Source organism: uncultured Tenacibaculum sp., from assembly GCF_947502995.1.
Lineage (GTDB): Bacteria > Bacteroidota > Bacteroidia > Flavobacteriales > Flavobacteriaceae > Polaribacter.
In genome coordinates, this window is record NZ_CANNBW010000002.1 from 178040 (window position 1) to 202708 (window position 24669).

The window sequence follows — 24669 nt, forward strand, 5'->3', positions numbered from 1 at the left end:
ACGATGGAAAAATCAATAAATGTTATAATAAGTGGAGGTGGAACAGGAGGTCATATCTATCCTGCAATTGCTATAGCTAACGAAATAAAGTTACGCTATCCAACTGCACATATATTATTTATTGGTGCCAAGGGTAAAATGGAAATGGAAAAAGTACCCAAAGCTGGTTATGAAATTAAAGGGTTGTGGATTTCGGGTATTCAAAGAAAATTAACATTACAAAACTTAATGTTTCCATTAAAGCTAATAAGTAGTTTATGGAATGCAAGTAAAATTATAAGAAAATTTAAACCAGATGTTGCAATTGGAACAGGTGGTTTTGCAAGCGGGCCAGCTTTAATGATGGCAAATAGAAAAGGTATTCCTACTGTGATTCAAGAACAAAATTCGTATCCAGGAATTACCAATAAATTATTAAGTAAGAAAGCAAAAAAGATTTGTGTTGCTTACGATAATTTAGAGCGATTCTTTCCGTTAGATAAAATCGTGAAAACGGGTAACCCTGTGCGACAAGATTTGTTATTGATACATACAAAAAGGGAAGAAGCACAAGAGTTTTTTGGTTTAAACACGGCTAAAAAAACAATCTTAGTTATTGGAGGGAGTTTAGGAGCAAGAAGAATTAATCAATTAATAGCTACGGAACTTGAATTTTTTCAAAAGCAAGAAGTTCAAGTAATTTGGCAATGTGGAAAACTGTATTACGAAGAGTACAAAGAGTATGGGAATGATAATGTTCAGGTACATCAATTTTTAAACCGAATGGATTTGGCCTATGCAGCAGCTGATTTTGTAATATCAAGAGCAGGAGCAAGTTCAGTATCTGAATTGTGTATTGTTGGAAAGCCTGTATTGTTTATTCCTTCGCCAAATGTTGCAGAAGATCATCAAACTAAAAACGCTAAGTCTATTGTAGATAAGCATGGTGCAATAATGTTACGAGAGAGTGAATTACATACTTTTCCTGTAGTTTTTGAAACATTACTTAGAGATAAAGGTAAGCAGGAAAGTTTAAGTGAAAATATTAAAGAGTTAGCATTACCAAATGCTACAAATCATATAGTAAACGAAATCGAAAGATTAATAAATTAGTGAATTTAAAAGATATACATATTATCTATTTTATAGGAATTGGAGGTATTGGAATGAGTGCTTTAGCTCGTTATTTTCATGCGAATGGAAAGCAAGTTTCAGGCTATGATAAAACGCCTTCTCCTATTACTGAGAATTTACAAACTTTAGGAATAGAAATTCATTTTGAAGATGATATTAATCTAATTCCAAAAGAAGTTTTTGTTAAAGAAAATTCACTTGTGGTTTACACACCTGCTATTCCAAAAACGCATACAGAGTTTAATTATTTTAAAGATAACGGCTTCGAAGTGTTGAAAAGAGCTGAGATTTTAGGTAGAATTACGAATGATACTTATTGTTTAGCAGTGGCAGGAACTCATGGAAAAACCACAACTTCTTCGATACTAGGACATATTATGCAACCTATAGAAGCTACAGCTTTTTTAGGGGGAATTGCAGAGAATTATAGTTCAAATTTAATTCTAGGAAAAGATAAAATTTCTGTTGTTGAGGCAGATGAGTTTGATCGTTCTTTTTTACACTTATCTCCAAATATTGCGTGTATTACATCTATGGACGCAGATCATTTAGATATATATGGAGAACATCAGGCACTTTTAGATTCTTTCAAAGCATTTTCTAATAAAGTTTCTGATCAGTTAATTGTAGCAAAAGGATTACCTATTGAAGGTTTAACATATGCTATTGAAGAAGATGCTGATTATGTTGCTTCTAATTTAAGAATAGTAAATGGAGTATATGTTTTTGACGTTAAAACTCCTAAAAATAATATAAATGATGTTGAGTTTTCTTTACCAGGAAGACATAATATTATGAATGCTCTTGCAGCATTAGCTTTAGCTGATGTTTATGGAGTGAGTTTAGATAAAATTAAAGAACAATTAGCTAGTTTTTCTGGAGTACAGCGTCGTTTTGCTTATAAAGTAAGATCAGAAAGTTTAGTGCTAATTGATGATTATGCGCATCATCCAACTGAGATCAATGCTGTAGAAAGTGCAGTTCGAGAAATGTATCCAAGTGAAGAAGTTTTAGTGGTTTTTCAGCCGCATTTATTCACTAGAACAAGAGATTTTGTAGATGATTTTGCGTTATCGTTATCTAAATTCGATCAAGTCATGTTGCTAGATATTTATCCAGCAAGAGAATTACCAATTGAAGGGGTTACTTCAAAATGGTTATTAGACAAAATCACAGCTGAAAAAAAACAGTTGTTGTCTAAAGAAGAAGTGGTTAAGCAAATTAAACTGACTAATGCTAAAGTGATAGTAATGTTAGGAGCAGGTGATATTGGCTTAATGGTAAATGAAGTAAAAGATGAGTTAATAAAGGAATACAATTTGTAGTGATTAAAAAAGTAACAAAATATTTTGTATTCATAGGTTTAGTAGCAGGTTTACTAGTCTTGTATAGTTTTACAAAAAAACGAAATCAACGAAAAGTTGTTGACGCAATTGCTGTAGAATTTAACGAAGGTTCTAATCCTTTTTTAACTCATGAGTCGGTTAATAAATTGTTAATACAAAGTCAAGTGACAGTTAAAAACCAACCAAAAAGTATATTAGATTTACATCATCTAGAAAATAGGGTAGCGTCAAATCCATATGTAGAAAAAGCGAGAGTTTTTATAACGCTTGGGGGAGTGTTAAAAACTCATATCACACAAAAAGAGCCTATCGCTAGGATTATTTCTGATAATGAGGTTTATTATATTGATAAAGAGGGGGCTAAAATTCCGTTGTCGTCAAGTTTTTCTGCACGTGTACCTATAATTAATGGAGACAATCTGTCTGAGAAATTACAAGAAATAACGCAATTAGTGCTGTTTATTTCCAAGGATCAATTTCTCCAAAAAGAAGTGACAGGAATTCAAATACTGAACACTAATGAGTATGTTTTTACAGTAAGAAGTGGAAACTACAGAGTAGAGTTTGGTAAATATGAAGATGTAAATTTGAAATTTAAAAAATTGAAAGCTTTTTATAATAAAGCGATCAAGGATAAAACAATAAAAAAGTATAAAACAATAAATCTTAAGTATCACAACCAAGTGGTATGTACAAAAGAAAATCAAGATGGAGAACAATAAAATCGCAGTTGGTTTAGATATTGGTACAACCAAGATTGTTGCCATGATTGGTCGTAAGAACGAATATGATAAAATAGAAGTTCTTGGCATTGGTAAAGCAAAAAGCTTGGGAGTGAAAAGAGGAGTGGTAAATAATATCACGCAAACAATTCAGTCGATACAACAAGCCGTAGATGAAGCAGAAAGTGTATCTGGCCAACGAATTGATAATGTAGTCGTAGGAATTGCTGGTCAACATATCAGAAGTTTACATCACAGTGATTATATCACTAGAGATAATGCAGATGAAGTAATTAAAGATGAAGATATAGATGATTTAGTTAATCAGGTACATAAATTAGTGATGTTACCTGGTGAAGAAATTATTCATGTATTACCACAGGAATTTAAAGTAGACAGTCAACCAGATATTAAGGAACCAATTGGAATGTATGGTGGAAGACTTGAAGCTAATTTTCATGTTGTTGTAGGGCAGGTTTCTTCTATCAGAAATATTGGAAGATGTGTAAAAAGTGCAGGTTTAAATCTATCTGACATTACACTAGAACCTTTAGCTTCAGCTTCAGCAGTTTTAAGTCAAGAAGAAAAAGAAGCAGGAGTTGCTTTAATTGATATAGGTGGTGGTACAACGGATTTAGCCATTTTTAAAGATGGAATTATTCGTCACACTGCTGTTATTCCTTTTGGAGGAAATGTAATTACAGAGGATATTAAAGAAGGATGTTCGATAATTGAAAAGCAAGCAGAATTATTAAAAATTAAGTTTGGTTCAGCTTGGCCAGGAGAAAATAAAGAAACTGAAATTGTTTCTATTCCTGGTTTAAGAGGAAGAGAACCTAAAGAGATTACCTTAAAGAATCTTTCAAAAATAATTCACGCAAGAGTTCAAGAAATTATTGAACATGTGTATTTAGAAATTAAAAATTACGGACACGAAACTCAAAAAGGAAAATTAATTGCAGGAATCGTTTTAACAGGTGGAGGATCACAATTAAAACATTTACGTCAGTTAGTTGAATACATCACAGGAATGGATACTCGTATTGGTTATCCAAACGAACATTTAGCGGGTGGAAGTGATGATGTGTTATCAAGCCCATCATATGCTACAGCTGTAGGTTTGTTAATGGAAGGTTTAGATAAATACAATAAAGAAGAGCCTGTAGTAGTTGTAGATGAAGTGGAAACGGAATTACAAGTTGAAGAAGAAAATATTGTAGCAGAAGAGGAAAAAACTGAAGAAAGGGAAGTGTATAGGCCAAAGCCTAAAGGAAAATCGTTTTTAGAGAAATTTACAGAACGATTTAAAGAGTTTTTAGATAACGCTGAATAAGAGAAGATAAAGAAATATAGGGATTAATTAACAAAAAGAAGAGTTATTATGAGCGCAGAATTTGATAACATTTCATTTGATATGCCAAAAACACAATCAAATACGATTAAAGTGATTGGTGTAGGTGGGGGAGGAAGCAATGCAGTAAACCACATGTATAGCAAACAAATTCACGGAGTAGATTTCGTAATTTGTAACACAGATGCACAGGCGTTGGAGAATAGTCCAATTCCAAACAAAATTCAACTAGGAGCACATTTAACTTCTGGTTTAGGTGCTGGTGCAAATCCAGAAATTGGAGCACAAGCAGCAGCAGAAAGTATACAAGAAATTCAACAGATGTTAAATACACATACAAAAATGGTATTTATCACTGCTGGTATGGGAGGTGGTACCGGAACTGGTGCTGCGCCAATTATAGCAAAGATTGCTAAGGATATGGATATTTTAACGGTAGGAATCGTTACTATGCCATTCCAGTTTGAAGGTAGAATGCGCTCAAAACAAGCTCAGAAAGGAATTGATGAGTTACGTAATAATGTAGATTCTTTAATTGTTATCAATAATAATAAACTTCGTGAAGTTTATGGAAACTTAGGATTTAAATCAGGTTTCTCAAAAGCAGATGAAGTATTAGCAACAGCGGCTAAAGGAATAGCAGAAGTAATTACACATCACTATAAGCAAAATATCGATTTACATGACGCTAGAACGGTATTAGCAAACAGTGGAACAGCAATAATGGGTTCTGCAAAAGAATCTGGAGAAAGTAGAGCTAAAAACGCTATTGTAAAAGCTTTAGATTCACCGTTGTTAAATGATAATAAAATTACTGGTGCTAAAAATGTATTATTGTTAATTGTTTCTGGAACTAATGAGGTAACTCTAGATGAAATTGGAGAAATCAATGATTATATCCAAACAGAAGCTGGTTACGATGCTAATATCATTATGGGTATTGGTGAAGACGAAAGTTTAGAAGAAGGAATTTCGGTAACTATCGTAGCAACTGGATTTGCTTTAGATCAGCAGAATACAATCAATAATACTGAAACTAAGAAGATTGTTCATACGTTAGAAGATGAGCAAAAAGCTACTTATGAGTTTGATAAAAAGACAGTGGTAAAATCTAGAATGATAGATGAGCCTATTGCACCAACAAATCAAAAAGTAGTTCATGTTTTAGACTTAGAAGAAAAACCAGAACCTAAAAATGGTTTAATTCAAACTACAGAAGCGATTAAAAATATCGATGTAGTTTTTGAAGAAGTAAATTATAATACTGTTGCTGAAGATGATTTTGTAATTACAAATATGACGCAAACACATGTTGAAGAGAAGATCGAAGAAGCTCCAATTCAGCAAAATTTATTATTTGATTTACCATTAAATTCTTACGAAGAAATTAAACCAGCAACAACTCAAAATGATTTAATTGACACAACTGAATCAATTAAAAATATTGAAGTTGAATTTGAAGAGGTTAAACCTAGAATCGAAAAACGTTTTGTGTTAGAAGATTTCGATATAAAACCAACGATAGGGAAAAGCTCTACACCTGCTATTGAAGCTGAAGAAGAAGAAGCTTTAAAGTTTGAGGTTAGAACTAAAACTGAAGAAGAAATCATCGAGGATGATAGTGATGCATCTCCATTAAGCTTAACAATTTCTGAGTTACAAAAGAGAGCTCAAGAAAGAAGAGATAAAATGAAAGGTTTTAATTACAAGTTTTCTGATAAGGTAAATCAGAACATAGATGAAATTGAAAAACAACCTGCATATAAAAGGTTAGGAGTAGATTTAGATAATTCTAAGATTAGCGAAAAGAAAACACCTTTAAATACAAATAATGACGAATTTTTACGTTCTAATAATTCGTTTTTGCATGATAATGTAGATTAGTATTTGTAAAATAACAACTAAAAGAAAATCCTGAGAAATCAGGATTTTTTTTATCATTATATTTAAAAAAAGAAAACTCATGAGTGTACAACAAGAAGTAATGAACAAAATGAAAGAAGCTATGAAATCTAAAGATGCTGTAGCTTTAACTGCTTTAAGAGCTTTAAAATCGGCTTTTATGTTAGCTAACACAGAAGCCGGAGCTGGAGAATTATCAGAAGAACAAGAATTAAAAATTATTCAGAAACAAGTAAAGCAAAGAAAAGATAGTGCAGAAGTTTTTATTAGTCAAGATAGACAAGATTTAGCGGATCCTGAATTAGCAGAAGCTAAAGTTTTAGAGCAATTTTTACCAGAAGCTTTAAGCGAAGAAGAAATTGCAAAAGTAGTTGTAGAAGTAATAGCACAAGTAGGAGCAGAAGGGATGAAAGATATGGGGAAAGTAATGGGTGTGGTTTCTAAAAAATTAGCTGGTAAAGCTGATGGAAAAACAATTTCTACAATTGTAAAGCAAAAATTAGCTTAATTAAATCTAGACTTAGATTTTCAAACGATTTTAAATATTCGTTTTTTTTAAAAATAAATTTTATTGATATCATAATACAATAAATGAAATCATTTTACATTTTAAAGCTAACCTTTTATTTGGTTAGCTTTCTTACTTTTTTATTAAATGCAGTTGAGCGTTTTTTTGTTTTTCTGTTTAATAAACCTATTCTAATCCATACCTATTTAGTAAAAAAGAAATTACCAAAACATAAGAAGGAGTTTTTAGAGTCAAGTGTTCTTTTTTATCAGAAATTAAATGAAAAGCAAAAGGTATACTTTGAGCATAGATTGGTGAAATTCTTGAGGAATTATGATTTTATAGAAAGAGATGGGTTTAACATGACTCCAGAAGCAAAGGTGTTAATGGCTTCTTCTTATATAAAGTTAACCTTTGGAATGCGAAAGTATTTAACATCAACATTCAATAAAATTATTGTTTATCCAACTTCGTACTATTCATTAATCACAAAACAATACCATAAAGGAGAATTCAATCCAGGATTAAAATTGATTATATTTTCTTGGGAAGATTTTTTACTTGGAGAAGTAGTGTTAAATGATAATTTAAACCTAGGAATTCATGAGTTTACACATGCTTTAACTTTTCATGGTAAACAATCAAAAGATGTTAGTGCAAGAATTTTTTATAGAGCATACTTAGAAATTATTAAGTTTATGAGAAATCCAGATAATTCAACAGAAGTTATCGAATCTGGATATTTTAGAGATTATGCAAATACAAATGCATTAGAATTTGTTTCTGTAATTATGGAACATTTTTTTGAAACTCCTGAAGATTTAAAGCAGAAGTTTCCTAAACTATACTTTAAAATAGAGCGAATGTTGAACTATAAGAAAATAATTAAAAGATGATATTTTAAAAACATCACCTTTATTTATTATGTTTTTAACTTCTTAAAAACAACTAGTAGTGTCATAAACACATACTCCAGAACCACCAAAAGTAATACAAGCAGATATACAAAATGGATTATCTGATAAAATACAGTCTGAATCAGTTACACAGTTAAAAGACACATTACCTCCAGTTATATTTTTTTGTTCGTTTTTACTTATTTCTTTTATTCCTTTAATATTTGAAAATTTTTTAAACATAGATTTACGTGTTAAAAATTAGATTTTCCCTGATCATTAAAAAGACACTCAGAGTTTATGTCTATTTCTCTACGCGTAGAAAATTTAAAAACTATAGCACACAAAAATTAAGAATCGGTTTTCATTATAAAGATTTATCCCTTATAAATGTGATGGAATTAAGTAAATTGAATAACTAAACTAGAAATTAGGGATGAAATAAAATTTAATTAATTTCCTTTAAGGCTTCAAAAATTGTAGTTGCAATTTTATTCTGACCTTTTTTTGAAGTTAATAAATCATAATCTTCAGAGTTAGATAGATATCCAATTTCTAATAAAGTAGCAGGGCATTCAACATGTTTTAATAAATGAGAGTTCATGTTTTGAATTGTATTTACCTTCAGTTTTTTAGAAATACTTTTCACAAATTTTTCAGTAATAGTAGTAGACTCTTTCTTTAATTTATTCTTGTTATTCGTAAAGAAATTAAAGCCATCCATCTCTTCTAATCCACTACTAGCAATATGTAATGAAATAACATAATCAGGTTTTAATGCATTTATAAACTCCACTCTTTTATTTAATGTGATAAATTCATCTGAAGATCGTGTTAAAAAGATTTCGATATCTTCATTTCCTTTTGAAAGTGTTTTTATTTTATTAGCAATTTGAAGTGTGATTTCTTTCTCTTGAAAACCTTTAGAGAAACTACCACCATCTCTTCCGCCATGACCGACATCTAAAACTATAGTTTTTCTTAGACTTCCCGTTCCGAAAGGGGAAGAAGAGTTAATGTCATAATCGCGATAGAAACCATATTTTCTATTCCCGTTTAAATAATTTGTGAAAAAATAACCATTAAAACCATCATTACAATCTACAAAACAGCCAATAGCTTGGAGTTTATTGTTTTTATCAAATTCTAATTTTTTATATTCAACAGTAATTCCTTTGTTTAGCAAATCTTTTTTTATTTGAGTTAAATCCTCAAAAGTTAAATCGTCTGTAAAGGCAACTTTTACAGGGGTTATTAATTCACTTTCACTAGTTATTTTTAGTTTACGTTCGAACTGCTTTGAACTTTGAGCATTGCTATTATAAGTAAACAGAAATATAGAAGTGGCAATAAGAAAGCAAAAACTACTAAGAATAGATACTTTTTTCATTGTATTTGTTTTTAAATTGAATAAATCTTTTACAAATTCAATAGAACTAAGAAAAATGTTTTTTGTTTTGGTTTCTTTTTTTGTATAAGTGTCCGGATCATCATATGCTTTAAAAAAATCAAAACCTAATGCTTCAGAAATTTGTTTGATAGTATATGCTCTTGGAGTCACTGTTCCCGATTCTATTCTTTGAATAGTACGTAATGAAATATTACATAAGTTAGCAACTTCAGTTTGCGTTAAACCTTTAGAGGTTCTTACTTCAATTAATTTTTCTCTGAAACTCGTTTTTTTCATTCCATTGAATTTTCTACAAGATTAAATTCATTTGAAAACAACTCAAAGTTTTTGCGTTGTATTTTGTGCGACATTCATATGTCACTTTGTTGTAATTGTTTGTTAGTTAGTGTTTTTTGAAAACAAAAAACACATAATTAATAGTTGAAAGTCAATTATTAATTATGTGTTTTAAATATAATTATAAAAGGAATTAGTTACAAATTCCTTTTAAATCTGTTATTGTGTTTGTTGGATTATCACTTTTAAAAACAAAACTTCCTGCAACTAAAACGTCTGCTCCAGCTTCTGTTAGTTGTTTCGCATTTTTACTAGTAACTCCACCATCAATTTCAATTAAAGTGTTAGCATTAGTTTCAACAATTAATTGTTTTAATTGTTTTACTTTTTTGTAAGTATTTTCAATAAAAGACTGCCCACCAAATCCAGGATTTACACTCATAATACAAACTAAATCTAAATCTGTAATGATATCTTCTAAAACAGTAATTGGAGTGTGAGGATTTAAAGCAACACCTGCTTTCATTCCATTTGCTTTTATTGCCTGAATTGTTCTATGTAGATGAGTGCATGCTTCATAGTGTACAGTTAAAACATCAGCGCCTAAATCGGCAAAAGTTTTGATGTATCTATCAGGATCAACAATCATTAAATGTACATCGATTGTTTTTTTAGCATGAGAAGCAATTGCTTTTAAAACTGGCATTCCAAAAGAAATATTTGGAACAAATACACCGTCCATAATATCTATATGAAACCAATCTGCTTTACTTTCATTTACCATCTCTACATCACGTTGCAGATTTCCAAAATCTGCAGCTAGAATAGAAGGAGCTATTAATTTATTCATTTTGTTGTGTTGTGTTTGTAATTGGCTGCAAAAGTAGGTAATAAAAAAAGAAAACTCCCTTATTTAAAGAGAGTTTTCGATATATATGTAGTCAGTTTATTACTAATTACCCTAAGTACGTCATAAGAATTTTACTTCTAGAAGTATGCTTTAATCTTCTAATAGCTTTCTCTTTAATTTGACGAACACGTTCTCTTGTTAAATCGAAAGTTTCTCCAATTTCCTCAAGAGTCATCGGTTGGTGCTCACCTAAACCAAAATATAATCTAACAACATCAGCTTCACGTGGAGTTAATGTTTCTAAAGCTCTATTGATTTCGATACGTAAAGATTCATGTAATAATGTTTTGTCTGGGTTTGGTGATTCACCAGAGTTTAATACATCATATAAGTTAGAATCTTCACCTTCAATTAAAGGAGCATCCATAGAAACATGACGACCAGAATTCTTCATAGATTCTTTAACGTCACTTACGGTCATATCTAATTTCTTTGCAATCTCTTCAGCACTTGGAGGTCTTTCGTTCTCTTGCTCAAGGAAAGCATACATTTTATTGATCTTGTTGATAGAACCAATTTTGTTAAGCGGTAAACGAACAATACGCGATTGCTCTGCTAAAGCTTGTAAAATTGATTGACGAATCCACCATACTGCATAAGAAATGAATTTAAAACCTCTTGTTTCATCAAAACGTTTAGCGGCTTTAATTAAACCTAAGTTTCCTTCATTAATTAAATCAGGTAAAGTTAATCCTTGGTTTTGGTATTGTTTAGCAACCGACACCACAAAACGTAAGTTTGCTTTAGTTAATTTTTCTAAAGCTCTTTGGTCACCAGCTTTAATACGCTGCGCTAACTCTACTTCTTCATCAGCAGTAATTAAATCTACCTTACCAATTTCTTGTAAGTATTTATCTAAAGACGCAGTTTCTCTGTTGGTTACCTGTTTTGTAATTTTAAGTTGTCTCATACACGTTTAATTTTACTTTATCTATTCGTTCCATATACTTATACGCATGATTTCAAATAAATGTTACAAAAAGTTTATTTTTTTTTCTAAAAAAGTTTTCAATTGAATTTGAAGTGTTAATTTTATATTTGAATTGATTAAAATGTGACCTTACTTTCTTTTTTGTGTCTCAACATAATAGACCCAAACTTTTAGTAAGAAATAAAACTATTGAAGACTAACAACGTTAATAAATTAAGCGACGAAGAGCTCGTAAAAAAAATCGTAGAGAAAAACGATACGCACTTGTTTGCTATTTTGTATGATCGATATGCAGGATTAGTATACAACAAGTGTTATGGTTTCTCTAAGAGTAAAGAAGAAGCTCAAGATTTAACACATGATGTGTTTGTTCGCTTATTTGTTAAATTGAGAAGTTTTAAAGGACGTTCTAAATTTTCAACGTGGTTATATTCTTTTACTTATAATTTCTGTGTGAATTATGTGCAAAGGAATACAGCCAAAAAGAATGAAAAAGTAACTGTAGTAACAGATGTAATAAAAGATGAAGATGCAGATGTAGATGAAATTGATGATGCTTCTTTATTTGAACTAAAATCTGATAAGCTAGCGAAAGCTCTAGAAATCATAGATATTTCTGATAAAATGATTTTATTAATGAAATATCAAGACGATATGAGTATCAAAGATATTCAATTGGCCTTAGATTTAGGAGCAAGCGCAGTAAAAATGCGATTAAAGCGTGCAAAGGAAAAAGTGATTAAAGCGTATAACGATTTATAATAATTAATGGATAATCCGTTTAAGAAAATATTAACCCATGAAGAGCTGCCTGAAGTGCTTAAAAAGAAAGTACTGAATGATGTGGCTATGATAAAGCTGTCGATAGATATGGCGGATTTATTCGTGGTGAAATATCCTAGTGCTATCGGAGATTTATTATCAGGAGGAGGAGTAGATGAAGTTGCAGAAAATAAAAAGGAAAAGAAAAATACAAAAGAAGACAACCAAAACGATAAAGAATAAATACACTAACTAAAACTAAAGTTATGCAAGAACAAGTTGAAGATGTTATTACTGAGGAAGTAACTAAAAAAGCTGAAGGAGGTATAGATTTATTAAAACCTTTTCAAGATATTTTTGAGGATTTAGTACAGTCGTTACCTAAAGTAGCAGGCTTTATTGGCTATGTGATTTTTGTATGGATTTTTATTAAAATCTTCTTGTATGTAATAAGAAAAATTCTTGCTAAAACTAACATAGATCAGTGGTCTGAAAAATTAAGTGAAACAAAAATATTTGGAGATAGTACAATAAATATTGTTTTAACTAATGTAATACTAGGTGTTTTAAAATGGTTTTTAATACTTGTCTTCATAATGGCAGGTGCAAGTATCTTTGGATTAGATGGTGTATCCAGAGGGATTGCTAGTTTTTTCTCATATTTGCCAAATCTAATAACTGCTCTAGCTATTTTTGCTGCAGGTGCTTATTTAGGTACTATGGTAAAGAAAGCTATTCAGGGAATGTTTAAGTCTCTAGAGATTAGTGGAGGGAATTTAGTAGGAAATATAGCTTTTTATCTAATTGTAGTGTTTCTTTCTATAACAGCTTTAGATCAGGCAGGCGTAGATACTTCAGTAATAAAAAGTAACTTAACTCTTGTTATCGGTTCTGTTTTAGCCGCTTTTACTATAGCTTTTGGTTTAGGAGCGAGGGATGCTGTTAGTAGATTGCTGTTCGGATATTACACAAGAAGAAATATAGCAATTGGATCTTCAGTTAAAGTTGGAGATATAGAAGGGGTTGTAATAGCAATAGATAATATTTGCGCTACTATTAGTACAGAATCGGGTAATGTAATTTTACCAATTAAAGAAGTAGTTGATAATAAAATAATTATTAAGAAATAATTATTTTTTAAACAATTTTAAATATATTTGCTAAGTTAAGTTTATAATACTTTCTTAATAGAGCTTGTCTCTTGAAGAAAATTTGATATAAATTATTTGGTAGATTTCGGGGGACTTCTATCTACAGATTTGCGTAGTGAGCAAATCGTTAAAAGGACTAGTTTATCTAGTCCTTTTTTGTTTTTGTGAAAATTATTTCAATAAAAAATTAAACATAAACAACTGTAAATTAAGGTTTAATAAAAAAAGAACTCTTAAAAGAGTTCTTTTTTAAATTTTTTAGTGACTTATAAATAAAATATGTGTCTTACTAATATGTAGGATGAGGTATCGGGGGGCACCTATTCCTAATTATCAAATGAGAGTTGCGAAAGCAACTCTTTTTTTATTCAAATGATAAGTGAAGGAAAATTCCTCTAGTACCAAAGAAATCTATCGGGTCAGTCCATTGACTTGGCTCTCTATTATCGTACTTGATTTCATTATTAATCGCAAAAATACCTCGTATAGATGGAGAAAATTTAAAATATGGTAAGTAAAAATCCATTCCTACACCAACTTCATACATAAATACACTAGCATTCTGTCTAAATTGTCCAGAGAAGTTATCGTCTTGATTATTTTCATTACTTGAAAAATTGTAATCAAAAGAAGCTCCAGCTAAAACATAAGGACGAACGTTATTAAGTCTATTAGTACTAAATTTAAATATTAAAGGTAAATGTAAATAAGTGTTACCGACTTCTCTAGTTCCTTGCGATTCATTAGGTATATGAGTAAATCGAAGTGTTTTAGTATTAGAAATAAGACCTGGCTCGAATCGAAGATTTACATTGTTATGTAATTTCATATCTCCAATCAAACCAACGTTAAAACCTACATCAGAAATTACATCGACTTGAGCGTTTGGAAAAGCACTAGGTTTGTAGGAAATTTTAAATCCATTTGTATTTAAACCAAGGTAAAATCCATAATGAATAAAACGTTTATCAAAATTTGGTAAATTTTCGATACGTTCTCTTTGAGCTAAAGCATTAAAAGTTACAATTATTAGTAAACTAGAAACTAAAAGTCTTCTTAACATATTACTTTGTTGATGTATAAATTGAGGCTACCCCAAATGTTACAGGTAAACTATTCACATTCTTAAACCCATTTTTTCTCAAAATATTGTTGAATGCTTCACCGTAAGGAAAAGAATTTGCACTTTCCGATAAATAAGAGTAAGCAACTTTATCTTTTGAAAATAATTTTCCAATAATAGGTAAAAAAACTTGAGTATGTAACTTATAAAGTTGTTTAAAAGGAAATTTTGTTGGATTAGAAGTTTCTAGAATAACAAATTTTCCATTTGGTTTTAAAACACGTAAGATTTCTTTTAAACCTTTGTCTAAATTTTCAAAATTACGTACACCAAAAGATACAGTAATAGCATCAAAAGTATTGTCTTCAAAAGGGATATTTTCACTATCTCCAATAACCATATCAATTTTGTTATCAAAGCCAGCTTTTTTTATTTTTTGTTTCCCTACTTCTAACATTCCAGCCGAAATATCTAAACCAACAATTTTTTCAGGATTTAATTTAGTCATCATCATAGCTAAATCTCCAGTACCAGTTGCGATATCTAAAATTGTTTTAGGATTATTTTCTCCAATTAATTTTACAACTTTTTTTCGCCAACTAACATCTATACCAAAAGAAATTACGCGATTCAACCCATCATAATTGTTCGAAATATTATCAAACATTTGGGCAACCTGTTCTTTTTTGCCTAATTCTGAACCTTTATATGGTGTTACTTGTTTATCCATTTATAGCTATTACTTCATTAATTTGATTAGGAAGCATTTCTTTTAAAAGAGCTTCGATACCGTTTTTTAGTGTAATTGTAGATGATGGACAGCCGCTACAAGCTCCTTGTAAAATAACATTTACTTGTTTGTTTTCTGGATTATAGCTTTTAAAAGCAATATTTCCTCCGTCTGATGCTACTGCAGGTTTAATATGCTCTTCTAAAATTTCTACAATTTTAGTTGAAGTTTCATCTAAGTTTTCTACTTCGATTTGATTTTCTTCTTGAGCTTTTTTCTGAGGAATTTCAGATAGAATTACTTTGTTGTCCTGTAGATAAGTTCTAATAAAAGTTCGCACTTCCTGATATACTTCATTCCATTCTACGACGTCATATTTTGTGATTGAAATATAATTTTCTGAAATGAAAATTTCTTTTACAAAAGGAAAGTTAAATAAGGCTTTTGCTAATGGAGAGTATAAGCTAGCTTCTTCTATATTTTTTAATTCTATATCAGATTGAGTTAAAGCTTTATTTGTTCCAAACTTCATTACAGAAGGATTTGGAGTCACTTCAGCATAAACTTCAATAGCTTCCTTCTTTGTGTCGTTGTTTTCTTCTATTACTTTTTTGCCAGTATTTATATAAGCTTCGATTTGTGATCTAACTTCTTCTTGAACATCTTCCCATTCTACGATATCGAATCGTTGAATAGCAATGAAATTAGCTCCAACAAAAACTTTTTTTACAAAAGGTAAGTAGAATAATTGTTGAATAAAAGGCGCTCCCTTTGTTTCGTCTATATTATTGTACTCATAGCTTCCTCTGTTTACTATAAGTGTGTCACTAACAAACTTAATTATAGTGTTGTTTGTTGTGTTTTCTATTTTAATATTGATATTTTCCATACTAAGAAATGAGAATACAAAATTACAGTAAAAAACTGATTAAATAAAAAGACCTCCTAGTTCAGTTTTAATTAACTTTACTAAGAGGTTCTTTTAAAAATCCCCAATAAAAATTTTATAAGCTGAAAGTTATACTGGCAGCTATTCTTGAAGTAGTATTATTTATATTAATATCTCCTACATTATAAAGAGAATAAAATTCATCGTTTAAAGAACGTAAGTATGAAAGTCCGATTTGAGTATTTCCAAAATTATATCCCAAACCAGCAGTAAATCCTCTGTAGTTATCTTCATTTGTATTTCCTCCTTCTCTTAAATTTGGATTTTGTTCATAGAAATATCCGCCTCTTAAACTAACTCTGTCGAATCTCCATTCTCCACCTAAATTGAATGCATGTGTAGCTCTAAAATCTCTAGAGAAAAATTGATTGGCATCTTGTAAAAGAGGATCACCATCGTTGTATCTGAAATTTGAGAAATCTCTATAAGTATAGTCTAAACTAATTAATCCTTGTTTTCCAAAAACTAAAGCTCCACTTGCTGTAAGTTTACTTGGAGTTCTGAATCGTAGAGAAAATGGACCTTGAGTAATTCTTTCTTCAAATAGTAGAGAAGGGGCAGCACTATCAGTCGTATCAAAAACAGCAAAATCATTTAAGTTTTCTTCCAGCACTTCTCTGTACCAAGTAGGTGATTCATATGAAGCTCCAACTCTTATGTATTTGTTTATTTTGTAAATAAAACCTAGGTTAAAAGAAAAGCCAGTTCCATCAACAAAACGTTCATTTATTTCATCAAATAGTATAGGAGATCCATTTAATTCATCATTGTCTTCAATTGTAAGAGCACGTTCTCTGTATTCCAAACTATGAAACTTTAAAGATGCACCAACAAATAGTTTGTTATCATGTACGGCAGAAATCCCCATGTTAAATACACTACTTATTCCACTTGTTTCTTTTGTGAATTCTTGTTCAAAAGGAGTGTAAAAAGTATTGTTAGGTTGTTCTGTAACATTAAAATTGTTATCATAAAAAGTTAACCCACTATTACCAGCACCATTATAAAAATTATCAAAGTCTGCTTTTACTTTATAATTAAAGGTAATGGCAAATCTGTTCCAATTTGAATTATTACTCCCATCGAATACAAAAATTGCTCCAGCCTGACTTAAGTTTATTCTTTCATCTTTAATGTTATTACTGTTTCCATAATAATTCAAGTCAAAATTAGTACTCGTTCCTTCAAAAGTAACTGCAACTTTACTGTTTCTAGCAACAGCAGCACCTGCTGGGTTAATATCGGTTGAAGAAATATCGCTTCCTAATGCCCCAAAAGCTCCAGCCATTGCGTTAAATCTTGCCGTACCTGTTCTCTGATCTCTTGAGAATAAAATTCCAAGATCATTATAATCTGTAAATTGGGCATAAGAGGTACCTATTGTAGCTATTGTTACTACAAGTAATATAATTTTTTTCATACTTTCAAAATTATAGCTAATTGTAAATACTATAGAATTTTTTAGTGTTTTTTATCTTCTTACTCTTGAAGAGCTTCTACTTGAACTTCTAGATGAAGATCCACTTGACCTACTTGATGATCTAGAAGGTGAGTAACTTCTGGATCTTGAAGAAGATGAGGATCTCGGAGAATAACTTCTAGATCTTGATGAAGATGATCTTGGAGAATAGCTTCTGCTACTTCTTGATGATGAGCTTCTATTGGCAGAACTTCTTCTAGATGAACTCCTGCTAGGAGAATAAGATCTGTTATTTCTTCTAGATGAACTATTATTGTAGCTTCTAGATCTATTGCTTCTAGAACTTCTGTTTATACTTCTAGAGTTAGAATTTCTATTAATTCTTCTCGAATTAGAATTTCTCCTTATTGTAGAGTTGTTTCTGTTTCTAGATATACTTCTGCTATTTCTGTTTATAGATCTACTGTTTCTTCTAGATACAGTTGAAGAACGTCTTGATGTAGCTCTAGGATTATTTCCAGCATATCGTCTATTAGTAGAAGCATAAGCACCTCTTCTGTTATATATGCCAGATCGGTATGCAGCTCTATTGTAGATTCCTCTACTATTGCGGAATCTAAAGTTTCTGTAAGCACCATATCCTCTGTAAGCTCTGTTTCTACCATATCTATAGTATCCTGGAGGACAAAAAGGATCATAAACTCCACCAAAACCTAAGTATAATCCAGCATTCCAGTTATAAGGTCCGTGGAAAGGATGCCAGTATGGATCATAAACTCCCCAACGATTACCGAATCGACCACGCCAAGGATAAGACCAGAAAGGATCTCCCCAAAATGAATTCCAATAAGGGCCATAAACTCCCCAACTGTAACCGTTACCAAAAGTATTTATATTAACAACTACATCAGAATCATTATCAAATCCCCAAGGTTCTCTGTTTGATGAAATTTGATTTTCATCTTCAAAGTCCTCATCTAACTCTTCGTCAAAATCATAATTTTCAGATCTGTAATTTTCAATATCTGTAATAATATCTGTTCCGTTTAAATTATCTAAACGTTCTACTTCTTTAGTGAAGTAGTTTTCATTGTAATCATCATATTCTTTTTCATTCATTTGAACCACTCTTCGTTGTGGTTTTTCAACATCGTCAGCATAAATACCATCATCATTACCAGAAACCGTTTGAGCAGCCCCACAGGAAAGGAGAGTAGTTACCACGATTAATGATAAGAAATATTGTGGAAGTTTGGTTTTAGTGTAATGTGATTTCATATTCCTATCTTTTTTATTAAAATTAAAAATTTTTGAAATTATCAGCAAAAAAAAACAACTTTATTGTAGTAGTACCGAATTTAACGTAGTTTTGTTGCTATAATTTACACTAAAAAATAGCAATTTTTGTGCCAAACTATTAATTATGAGTAAACATTTAACAAAACGAGCTGAAAATTATTCGCAATGGTATAATGAGCTTATTGTTAAAGCTGATTTAGCTGAAAATTCTGCTGTACGCGGATGTATGGTAATAAAACCTTATGGGTTTGCAATTTGGGAAAAAATGCAAGCAGAATTAGATAGAATGTTTAAAGAAACAGGACATCAAAATGCTTATTTCCCTCTTTTGGTACCCAAAAGTTTATTTGAGGCTGAAGAAAAAAATGCAGAAGGATTTGCTAAGGAGTGTGCAGTTGTAACACATTATCGTTTACAAACTGACCCAGATAATGAAGGGAAGCTACGTGTAGATCCTAATGCCAAATTACAAGAAGAATTAATTATTAGACCAACTTCTGAAGCTATTATTTGGAATACATATAAAGGATGGATACAATCTCATAGAGATCTTCCTTTATTAATAAATCAATGGGCTAACGTTATGCGTTGGGAAATGAGAACAAGACCTTTTTTAAGAACTGCTGAATTTTTATGGCAAGAAGGTCATACAGCTCATGCTACTAAAGAAGAAGCGTTAGTTGAAGCAAGACAAATGCAAGAGGTTTATGCAACTTTTGCAGAAGATTTTATGGCTATGCCTGTAATTAAAGGAGCTAAATCTGAAAGTGAACGTTTTGCAGGTGCTGATGATACTTATACTATTGAGGCTTTAATGCAGGATGGAAAAGCTTTGCAAGCTGGTACTTCTCATTTTTTAGGGCAAAATTTTGCTAAAGCTTTTGATGTTAAGTATACTTCAAGAGATGGTAAACAAGAATATGTATGGGCTACTTCATGGGGAGTTTCGACTCGTTTAATTGGAGGTTTGATAATGACACATTCAGATGATGCTGGTTTAGTGTTACCACCTAAATTAGCACCTATACAAGTTGTAATTGTACCTATATATAAAGGAGAAGAACAATTGAATTTAATCTTTGATAAATTAAAACCTATAATTGAAGAATTAAAATTAAGCGGTGTCTCTGTAAAATTTGATGATAGAAATACAATGAGACCAGGAGCAAAATTTGCAGAATATGAATTGAAAGGAGTTCCTGTTAGAGTAGCTATTGGAAAAAGAGATTTAGAGAATGGTACAGCAGAGGTAGCTAGAAGAGATACTTTTGAAAAACAAACTGTTGAACAAGATAACTTAGTAACATTTATTAAAGAGTTGTTAGATGAGATTCAAAAGAATTTATTTACAAAAGCATTAAATTACAGAGAAACACATTTAACTAAAGTTGATACTTTCGAAGAGTTTAAAGACGTAATAGAAAATAAAGGTGGATTTGTTTCTGCACACTGGGATGGAACTGAAGAGACTGAGGATAAAATAAAAGAGTTAACTAAGGCAACGATACGTTGTATACCTAATGATGCTGAAGATGAGGAGGGTAAATGTGTGTTAACAGGAAAGAAATCTTTTAAAAGAGTACTTTTTGCAAAAGCATATTAAAAATAATCGAAAAAAGTTTGGTGTGTTTTAAAAAGAGTTATATATTTGCACCCGCAAACTGAAAGATTGTTTTGCTCCGTTCGTCTAGGGGTTAGGACGCCAGGTTTTCATCCTGGTAACACGGGTTCGAATCCCGTACGGAGTACAAAGCTTCGAATTTATTTCGAAGCTTTTTTTATCCAAATTTAGAGATAAAAAAGTTGTAAGTATAGAAATTAAAATTTATATTTGCACCCGCAATCGAGAAACGATTGTTCCCGCTCCGTTCGTCTAGGGGTTAGGACGCCAGGTTTTCATCCTGGTAACACGGGTTCGAATCCCGTACGGAGTACAACGTTTTTATAACAATATAAGATTTTATAAAATGGCAAATCATAAGTCAGCATTAAAAAGAATAAGAAGTAACGAGACTAAGCGCTTAAGAAACAAATATCAGCACAAAACTACACGTAATGCTGTGAGAAAATTAAGAGCTATTACAGATAAGAAGGAAGCAGAAGGAATGTTATCATCTGTTGCTTCAATGCTAGATAAATTAGCTAAGAATAATGTTATTCATAAGAATAAAGCAGCTAATTTAAAATCTAAGCTAGCTAAGCACGTTGCTGCTTTATAAGAAAAGTTTTAAGGTTAGTTAATATCAAACACTTCGATTTATTCGAAGTGTTTTTTTTGTTTATAATTGTTTTAAGAAAAGAAAACTATTTGTATGAAAAAAGGTGATATCGTTTATTGTATCAACGAGTCTTCATTTTCTGACCATATTATCAAAAGAAAGAGTTATGTTGTTCAAGACATTAAATCTGATTTATTAAGAGTTTTTGATACTAGAAAAAAACTTGTTTGGTTACCTGAATACTGTTTCACAAAAGAGGAAATACCAGATATTAAATCGATAATTATTGATGACGAAATAATAGATAATTATAATGATTATATAGAAGTTACTATTGAATTTAGTGATGAGGTGAAAAGATGGACAAGCTTTATAACTATTAATAAGTTAAATAATCTTTTTAATAGATTTAGAGATTATGTTTTAGGAAATGAGTTAATAATAGTAAAAGAAGTAAACGAAACAATAATTAAAAGAACAATTATCGAATTAGATAAGCAAGATCAATTATATGAAATGACAAAAAAGTTGTAGTTTCAGAAAAGCTGTACAATAAATGACACTAATAGTCATATTTTTTATGAGCATCTAATCTTATAAAGATAAAAATAAGTAAAGTAAAACCCCATAGAGATGATCCTCCATAACTGAAAAAGGGTAGAGGTATACCAATTGTTGGCAAAATACCTATAACCATTCCTATATTTACTACAACATGGAAAAATAGAATTGAAGCTATTCCGTATCCATAAATTCTAGCAAATTTATTTGTTTGGCGTTCTGCTAAAAATATTATTCTATACAATAAGCCCATAAATAAAAGTATAACGATTGAACTACCTAAAAATCCCCATTCTTCTCCAACTGTACTAAATATATAATCTGTGTCTTGTTCAGGTACAAAATTACCTTGAGTACGATCTCCTTGTAAAAAACCTTTTCCGAAAAAATTTCCAGATTTAATAGTCAATTCTGCTTGATGTGTATTATATCCAAGTCCTTTTTTATCTTCTATTTTTCCAAGTAAAATATCAAATCTATTTTTTTGATGCTGTTCTAATACATTAGTGTATGTATAACCGGCTGTAGAAATAAATAAAGCAGAAATAATATAAGTAACTAGTATCACTGGCCAGTTAAATCTTAAAAACTGGTTATTTCTATAAATAATGTAAGCAAATACAATAGTTAAAACAATAAGCGTTCCGATAAGAACATTAGTAGTACCATAATTAACTGTAAGTAAAAACAGAACTACAGTAATAATACCTAGAATAAAATACTTTAGTGTTAAGCCTTCTCTATTCAATACAAAAAAGAAAGAAAAGTAAATTAATACTGATCCCATATCTGGTTGTAAAGCAATAAAAAAAGCAGGTAAGAAAATAATGACAAAAGCCTTTATTTGGTTTTTAAGCAAGTCTAAATTATATTGTCTATCACTCATTAATTTAGCTAAAGCTAGAGCGGTAAAAGCTTTTGAAAACTCTGAGGGTTGTAATCCTATTCCACCAAAGTTATACCAAGATGTAGCACCATTAATTTTTTTTCCAAAAACTAAAACACCAGCTAAAAGAATAAGGGAAAATAAATAAATTAAACTCGAGAATTGTTCATAGAACTTAGAGTTCAAGAATAAAATAAAAACGATTAAGGGAAAGCTTAAAGCTATAAAAATTAATTGCTTACCATATCTAGTGCTAAAATCGAAAAGTTCTTTATCTGTTCCGGTAGAAGAAGCAGCATAGATATTAACCCATCCAAATGCCACCAACAAAAGAAACATAATTATAGTAAACCAATCGATGTTTTTAAATATGTTATTTTCTAACTGTCTCAATACTGTCTTTTTTTACAATTAACTTGTCGTATTCTTCTTGTAAACTTAAATTAATCATTCTTTCTTCTAAGTCTTTTCTTAATGCTTCACCATTTAGGTATTTTTCAATCATTAAGCTAGTGATTGGAGCTGCTATAGTTGAACCAAAACCTCCATTTTCAACAAAAATAGCCATGGCTATTTTAGGATTTTCTTTTGGAGCAAAAGCAATTAGTATAGAGTGATCTTTTAATTGAACCTTTTCTCCATTAATTCTTGTAAAGTTTTCTACTGTTCCAGTTTTACCACAAATATCTATTCCTTTTACTCGGCTATATTTTCCAGTTCCTGTTTTGAATACTTCATGCATAGCATCTATAACTACAGGGAAATGTTCTTCGTTTATCAGTGTTTGTTTTTTAGTTGTAAACTTTGGATTTTTTATGTTTTTTCCATCAATTTGCTTTACGATATGAGGAGTGTAATAAAAACCTCTATTAGCAATTGCAGCTGTAGCATTTGCTAATTGAATTGGAGTAGTTTGAATTTCTCCTTGTCCAATAGCATTAGAAATATTTGTGGTAGCTCCCCATCTAAAATCATAACGATCATCATAATATTTAGCATTTGGTATTAACCCAGGTAAACCAACATTTAAATCATAACCTAAGAAGTTTCCTAATCCAAAACTTTTGATTTGATTACTCCAATTATCAAAACCAACTTTGGTGTTTTTAGGTTTGTCTATAATTTTACGATATACATCAGAGAAATAACTATTACATGAATTAGCGATCGCTTTTTTTAATCGAATTGGTCTACCATAAATACCACAGTGGCATTTCATAAATTCGTTTTTTCTTTTTCCATAGCGATATCCTCCGTAACAATAAACATAAGATTTCTCATTAATAACTCCCTCTTGTAATCCCACTAAACCATTTAAAATTTTGAAAGGAGATCCTGGAGGATAAACTCCTTGTAAACCCCTATCATAAGTTGGGTTATTTATACTGTCATTAAAAAGTATGGTAGAATGCTTGTATCGTCTTCTTCCTACTAAAACATTCGGATCGTAAGATGGAGCAGTAACTAAAGCGAGTATTTCTCCAGAAGCTGGTTCAAGAACAACTATACCACCTCTTTTACCAGTCATTAATTTCTCTCCATACTTTTGTAAATCTAAATCTACCGTTAATAATAAATCTTTTCCTGGAACTGCTAAAGTATCATATATACCACCTTTATAGTTTCCAGTAATTCTCATTAAGTTGTCTCGGTTAAAATGTTTTTTCCCTTTATTTCCTCTTAAAGCTTTTTCATAATAATATTCTACTCCAGATTTACCAATAAGTTCTCCGTTTTCATAATCAGGATTATTTTTAGCTTGTAATTCATTTACTTCAGATAAATAGCCTAAAACATTTGCAGCAATAGGTTCTGGATAATTTCTGATAGTTCTTTTTTGAATGTAGAAACCTTTAAATTTATGAAGTTTTTCCTGTAAGAAAGCGTAATCTCTTTTTGCGAGATGTTTTATAAAAACAGCAGGAAGCCAAGGAGCAAATTTTTTCGGATTTTTTATTTTTTTTACTTTCTTAATATAATCTTCTTTAGAAATTTTAACGAGTTCGCAAAATTCTAGTGTATCTATAGCTTTTAATTCCTTGGGAATAGCCATTACATCATAAGAAACTTCATTTGCAACCATTAATTTGTTGTTACGATCGTATATATAACCGCGTTCTGGGTAATCGTATTCGATTTTTATAGTTGCACTACTAGTTGGACTTGATTCTTGACCTTCAAGAACCTGTAGTTGGAATAACCTACCTATGTAGATGAATCCAACAAGAGTAATTAAAAAAATTAATAAAAAACTTCGCTTCAC

The 24669-nt window shown here is 30.6% G+C and carries 24 protein-coding genes and 2 tRNA genes; 15 read left to right on the forward strand and 11 right to left on the reverse strand.

Annotated features, from left to right (window positions below; all coding sequences use genetic code 11):
- Positions 1-3 precede the first annotated feature (3 nt).
- The 7 genes from murG to Q1A46_RS02360 all read left to right on the forward strand — a co-directional run bounded on the left by murG (position 4) and on the right by Q1A46_RS02360 (position 7838).
- Positions 4-1092, forward strand: coding sequence for an undecaprenyldiphospho-muramoylpentapeptide beta-N-acetylglucosaminyltransferase (gene murG, locus Q1A46_RS02330; protein WP_299673590.1), 1089 nt, complete (start codon positions 4-6; stop codon positions 1090-1092).
- A complete protein-coding gene (murC, locus tag Q1A46_RS02335) occupies positions 1092-2438 on the forward strand; it encodes a UDP-N-acetylmuramate--L-alanine ligase (RefSeq protein ID WP_299673592.1) in 1347 nt (448 codons plus the stop codon). Before murG ends, murC begins: the two co-directional genes overlap by 1 nt.
- Positions 2438-3181, forward strand: a complete 744-nt coding sequence (locus Q1A46_RS02340) for a cell division protein FtsQ/DivIB (protein ID WP_299673594.1) — start codon at positions 2438-2440, stop codon at positions 3179-3181. The genes murC and Q1A46_RS02340 overlap by 1 nt, the downstream gene beginning before the upstream one ends.
- Positions 3168-4514, forward strand: coding sequence for a cell division protein FtsA (ftsA, locus tag Q1A46_RS02345; protein ID WP_299673596.1), 1347 nt, complete (start codon positions 3168-3170; stop codon positions 4512-4514). Before Q1A46_RS02340 ends, ftsA begins: the two co-directional genes overlap by 14 nt.
- 48 nt (positions 4515-4562) lie before the next feature.
- Positions 4563-6416: a cell division protein FtsZ gene (gene ftsZ, locus Q1A46_RS02350; RefSeq protein ID WP_299673598.1), complete on the forward strand. Its 1854-nt coding sequence runs from the start codon at positions 4563-4565 to the stop codon at positions 6414-6416.
- A 79-nt stretch (positions 6417-6495) separates the two neighbouring features.
- Positions 6496-6942: a GatB/YqeY domain-containing protein gene (locus Q1A46_RS02355; RefSeq protein WP_299673600.1), complete on the forward strand. Its 447-nt coding sequence runs from the start codon at positions 6496-6498 to the stop codon at positions 6940-6942.
- 83 nt (positions 6943-7025) lie between these two features.
- Positions 7026-7838 (forward strand): zinc-dependent peptidase, encoded by an 813-nt coding sequence (locus Q1A46_RS02360; protein WP_299673602.1) that lies wholly within the window; start codon positions 7026-7028, stop codon positions 7836-7838.
- Positions 7839-7880: 42 nt separating this feature from the next.
- Here the strand turns inward: Q1A46_RS02360 and Q1A46_RS02365 are convergent, their stop codons facing one another.
- The 4 genes from Q1A46_RS02365 to Q1A46_RS02380 all read right to left on the reverse strand — a co-directional run bounded on the left by Q1A46_RS02365 (position 7881) and on the right by Q1A46_RS02380 (position 11345).
- The gene (locus tag Q1A46_RS02365) at positions 7881-8081 is read right to left on the reverse strand and encodes a hypothetical protein (protein WP_299673604.1); all 201 of its coding nucleotides are present in this window, start codon (positions 8079-8081) and stop codon (positions 7881-7883) included.
- Positions 8082-8286: 205 nt separating this feature from the next.
- A complete protein-coding gene (locus Q1A46_RS02370) occupies positions 8287-9525 on the reverse strand; it encodes an N-acetylmuramoyl-L-alanine amidase (RefSeq protein WP_299673606.1) in 1239 nt (412 codons plus the stop codon).
- A 193-nt stretch (positions 9526-9718) separates the two neighbouring features.
- Positions 9719-10375, reverse strand: coding sequence for a ribulose-phosphate 3-epimerase (gene rpe, locus Q1A46_RS02375; RefSeq protein WP_299673608.1), 657 nt, complete (start codon positions 10373-10375; stop codon positions 9719-9721).
- 106 nt (positions 10376-10481) lie between these two features.
- Positions 10482-11345 carry an RNA polymerase sigma factor RpoD/SigA gene (locus Q1A46_RS02380; RefSeq protein WP_075341103.1) on the reverse strand — a complete coding sequence of 288 codons (864 nt, stop codon included), beginning with the start codon at positions 11343-11345 and terminating at the stop codon, positions 10482-10484.
- 210 nt (positions 11346-11555) lie between these two features.
- Here Q1A46_RS02380 and Q1A46_RS02385 point away from each other — a divergent pair, with 210 nt between their 5' ends.
- The 3 genes from Q1A46_RS02385 to Q1A46_RS02395 are packed head-to-tail and all read left to right on the forward strand — an operon-like array spanning position 11556 to position 13258.
- Positions 11556-12128, forward strand: a complete 573-nt coding sequence (locus tag Q1A46_RS02385; protein ID WP_299673610.1) for an RNA polymerase sigma factor — start codon at positions 11556-11558, stop codon at positions 12126-12128.
- 6 nt (positions 12129-12134) lie between these two features.
- On the forward strand, positions 12135-12371 hold the full coding sequence (locus Q1A46_RS02390) for a hypothetical protein (RefSeq protein WP_299673612.1): 237 nt from the start codon (positions 12135-12137) through the stop codon (positions 12369-12371).
- Positions 12372-12394: 23 nt separating this feature from the next.
- Positions 12395-13258, forward strand: coding sequence for a hypothetical protein (locus tag Q1A46_RS02395; protein WP_299673614.1), 864 nt, complete (start codon positions 12395-12397; stop codon positions 13256-13258).
- 385 nt (positions 13259-13643) lie between these two features.
- Here the strand turns inward: Q1A46_RS02395 and Q1A46_RS02400 are convergent, their stop codons facing one another.
- The 5 genes from Q1A46_RS02400 to Q1A46_RS02420 all read right to left on the reverse strand — a co-directional run bounded on the left by Q1A46_RS02400 (position 13644) and on the right by Q1A46_RS02420 (position 18719).
- Positions 13644-14342: a porin family protein gene (locus tag Q1A46_RS02400; RefSeq protein ID WP_299673616.1), complete on the reverse strand. Its 699-nt coding sequence runs from the start codon at positions 14340-14342 to the stop codon at positions 13644-13646.
- A 1-nt stretch (position 14343) separates the two neighbouring features.
- Complete coding sequence (gene ubiE, locus Q1A46_RS02405) at positions 14344-15072, reverse strand: bifunctional demethylmenaquinone methyltransferase/2-methoxy-6-polyprenyl-1,4-benzoquinol methylase UbiE (protein ID WP_299673618.1); 729 nt, start codon at positions 15070-15072, stop codon at positions 14344-14346.
- The gene (locus Q1A46_RS02410) at positions 15065-15961 is read right to left on the reverse strand and encodes a NifU family protein (protein ID WP_299673620.1); all 897 of its coding nucleotides are present in this window, start codon (positions 15959-15961) and stop codon (positions 15065-15067) included. Before Q1A46_RS02410 ends, ubiE begins: the two co-directional genes overlap by 8 nt.
- A 115-nt stretch (positions 15962-16076) precedes the next feature.
- Complete coding sequence (locus Q1A46_RS02415; protein WP_299673622.1) at positions 16077-17441, reverse strand: OmpP1/FadL family transporter; 1365 nt, start codon at positions 17439-17441, stop codon at positions 16077-16079.
- 51 nt (positions 17442-17492) lie between these two features.
- Positions 17493-18719, reverse strand: a complete 1227-nt coding sequence (locus Q1A46_RS02420) for a hypothetical protein (protein ID WP_299673624.1) — start codon at positions 18717-18719, stop codon at positions 17493-17495.
- Between the two features lie 145 nt (positions 18720-18864).
- Here Q1A46_RS02420 and proS point away from each other — a divergent pair, with 145 nt between their 5' ends.
- From proS to Q1A46_RS02445, 5 genes are all read left to right on the forward strand, one after another.
- Complete coding sequence (gene proS, locus Q1A46_RS02425) at positions 18865-20343, forward strand: proline--tRNA ligase (protein ID WP_299673626.1); 1479 nt, start codon at positions 18865-18867, stop codon at positions 20341-20343.
- A gap of 73 nt (positions 20344-20416) precedes the next feature.
- Positions 20417-20488: transfer RNA gene (locus Q1A46_RS02430), tRNA-Glu, on the forward strand.
- 114 nt (positions 20489-20602) lie between these two features.
- A tRNA-Glu gene (locus tag Q1A46_RS02435) sits at positions 20603-20674 on the forward strand.
- A gap of 33 nt (positions 20675-20707) precedes the next feature.
- Positions 20708-20959 (forward strand): 30S ribosomal protein S20, encoded by a 252-nt coding sequence (gene rpsT / locus Q1A46_RS02440; protein ID WP_299673628.1) that lies wholly within the window; start codon positions 20708-20710, stop codon positions 20957-20959.
- A 93-nt stretch (positions 20960-21052) separates the two neighbouring features.
- Positions 21053-21493: a hypothetical protein gene (locus Q1A46_RS02445; RefSeq protein WP_299673630.1), complete on the forward strand. Its 441-nt coding sequence runs from the start codon at positions 21053-21055 to the stop codon at positions 21491-21493.
- Between the two features lie 28 nt (positions 21494-21521).
- On the opposite strand, the gene rodA is transcribed toward Q1A46_RS02445, so the two are convergent.
- Complete coding sequence (rodA, locus tag Q1A46_RS02450) at positions 21522-22799, reverse strand: rod shape-determining protein RodA (RefSeq protein ID WP_299673632.1); 1278 nt, start codon at positions 22797-22799, stop codon at positions 21522-21524.
- Complete coding sequence (mrdA, locus tag Q1A46_RS02455) at positions 22780-24669, reverse strand: penicillin-binding protein 2 (RefSeq protein ID WP_299673634.1); 1890 nt, start codon at positions 24667-24669, stop codon at positions 22780-22782. The genes rodA and mrdA overlap by 20 nt, the downstream gene beginning before the upstream one ends.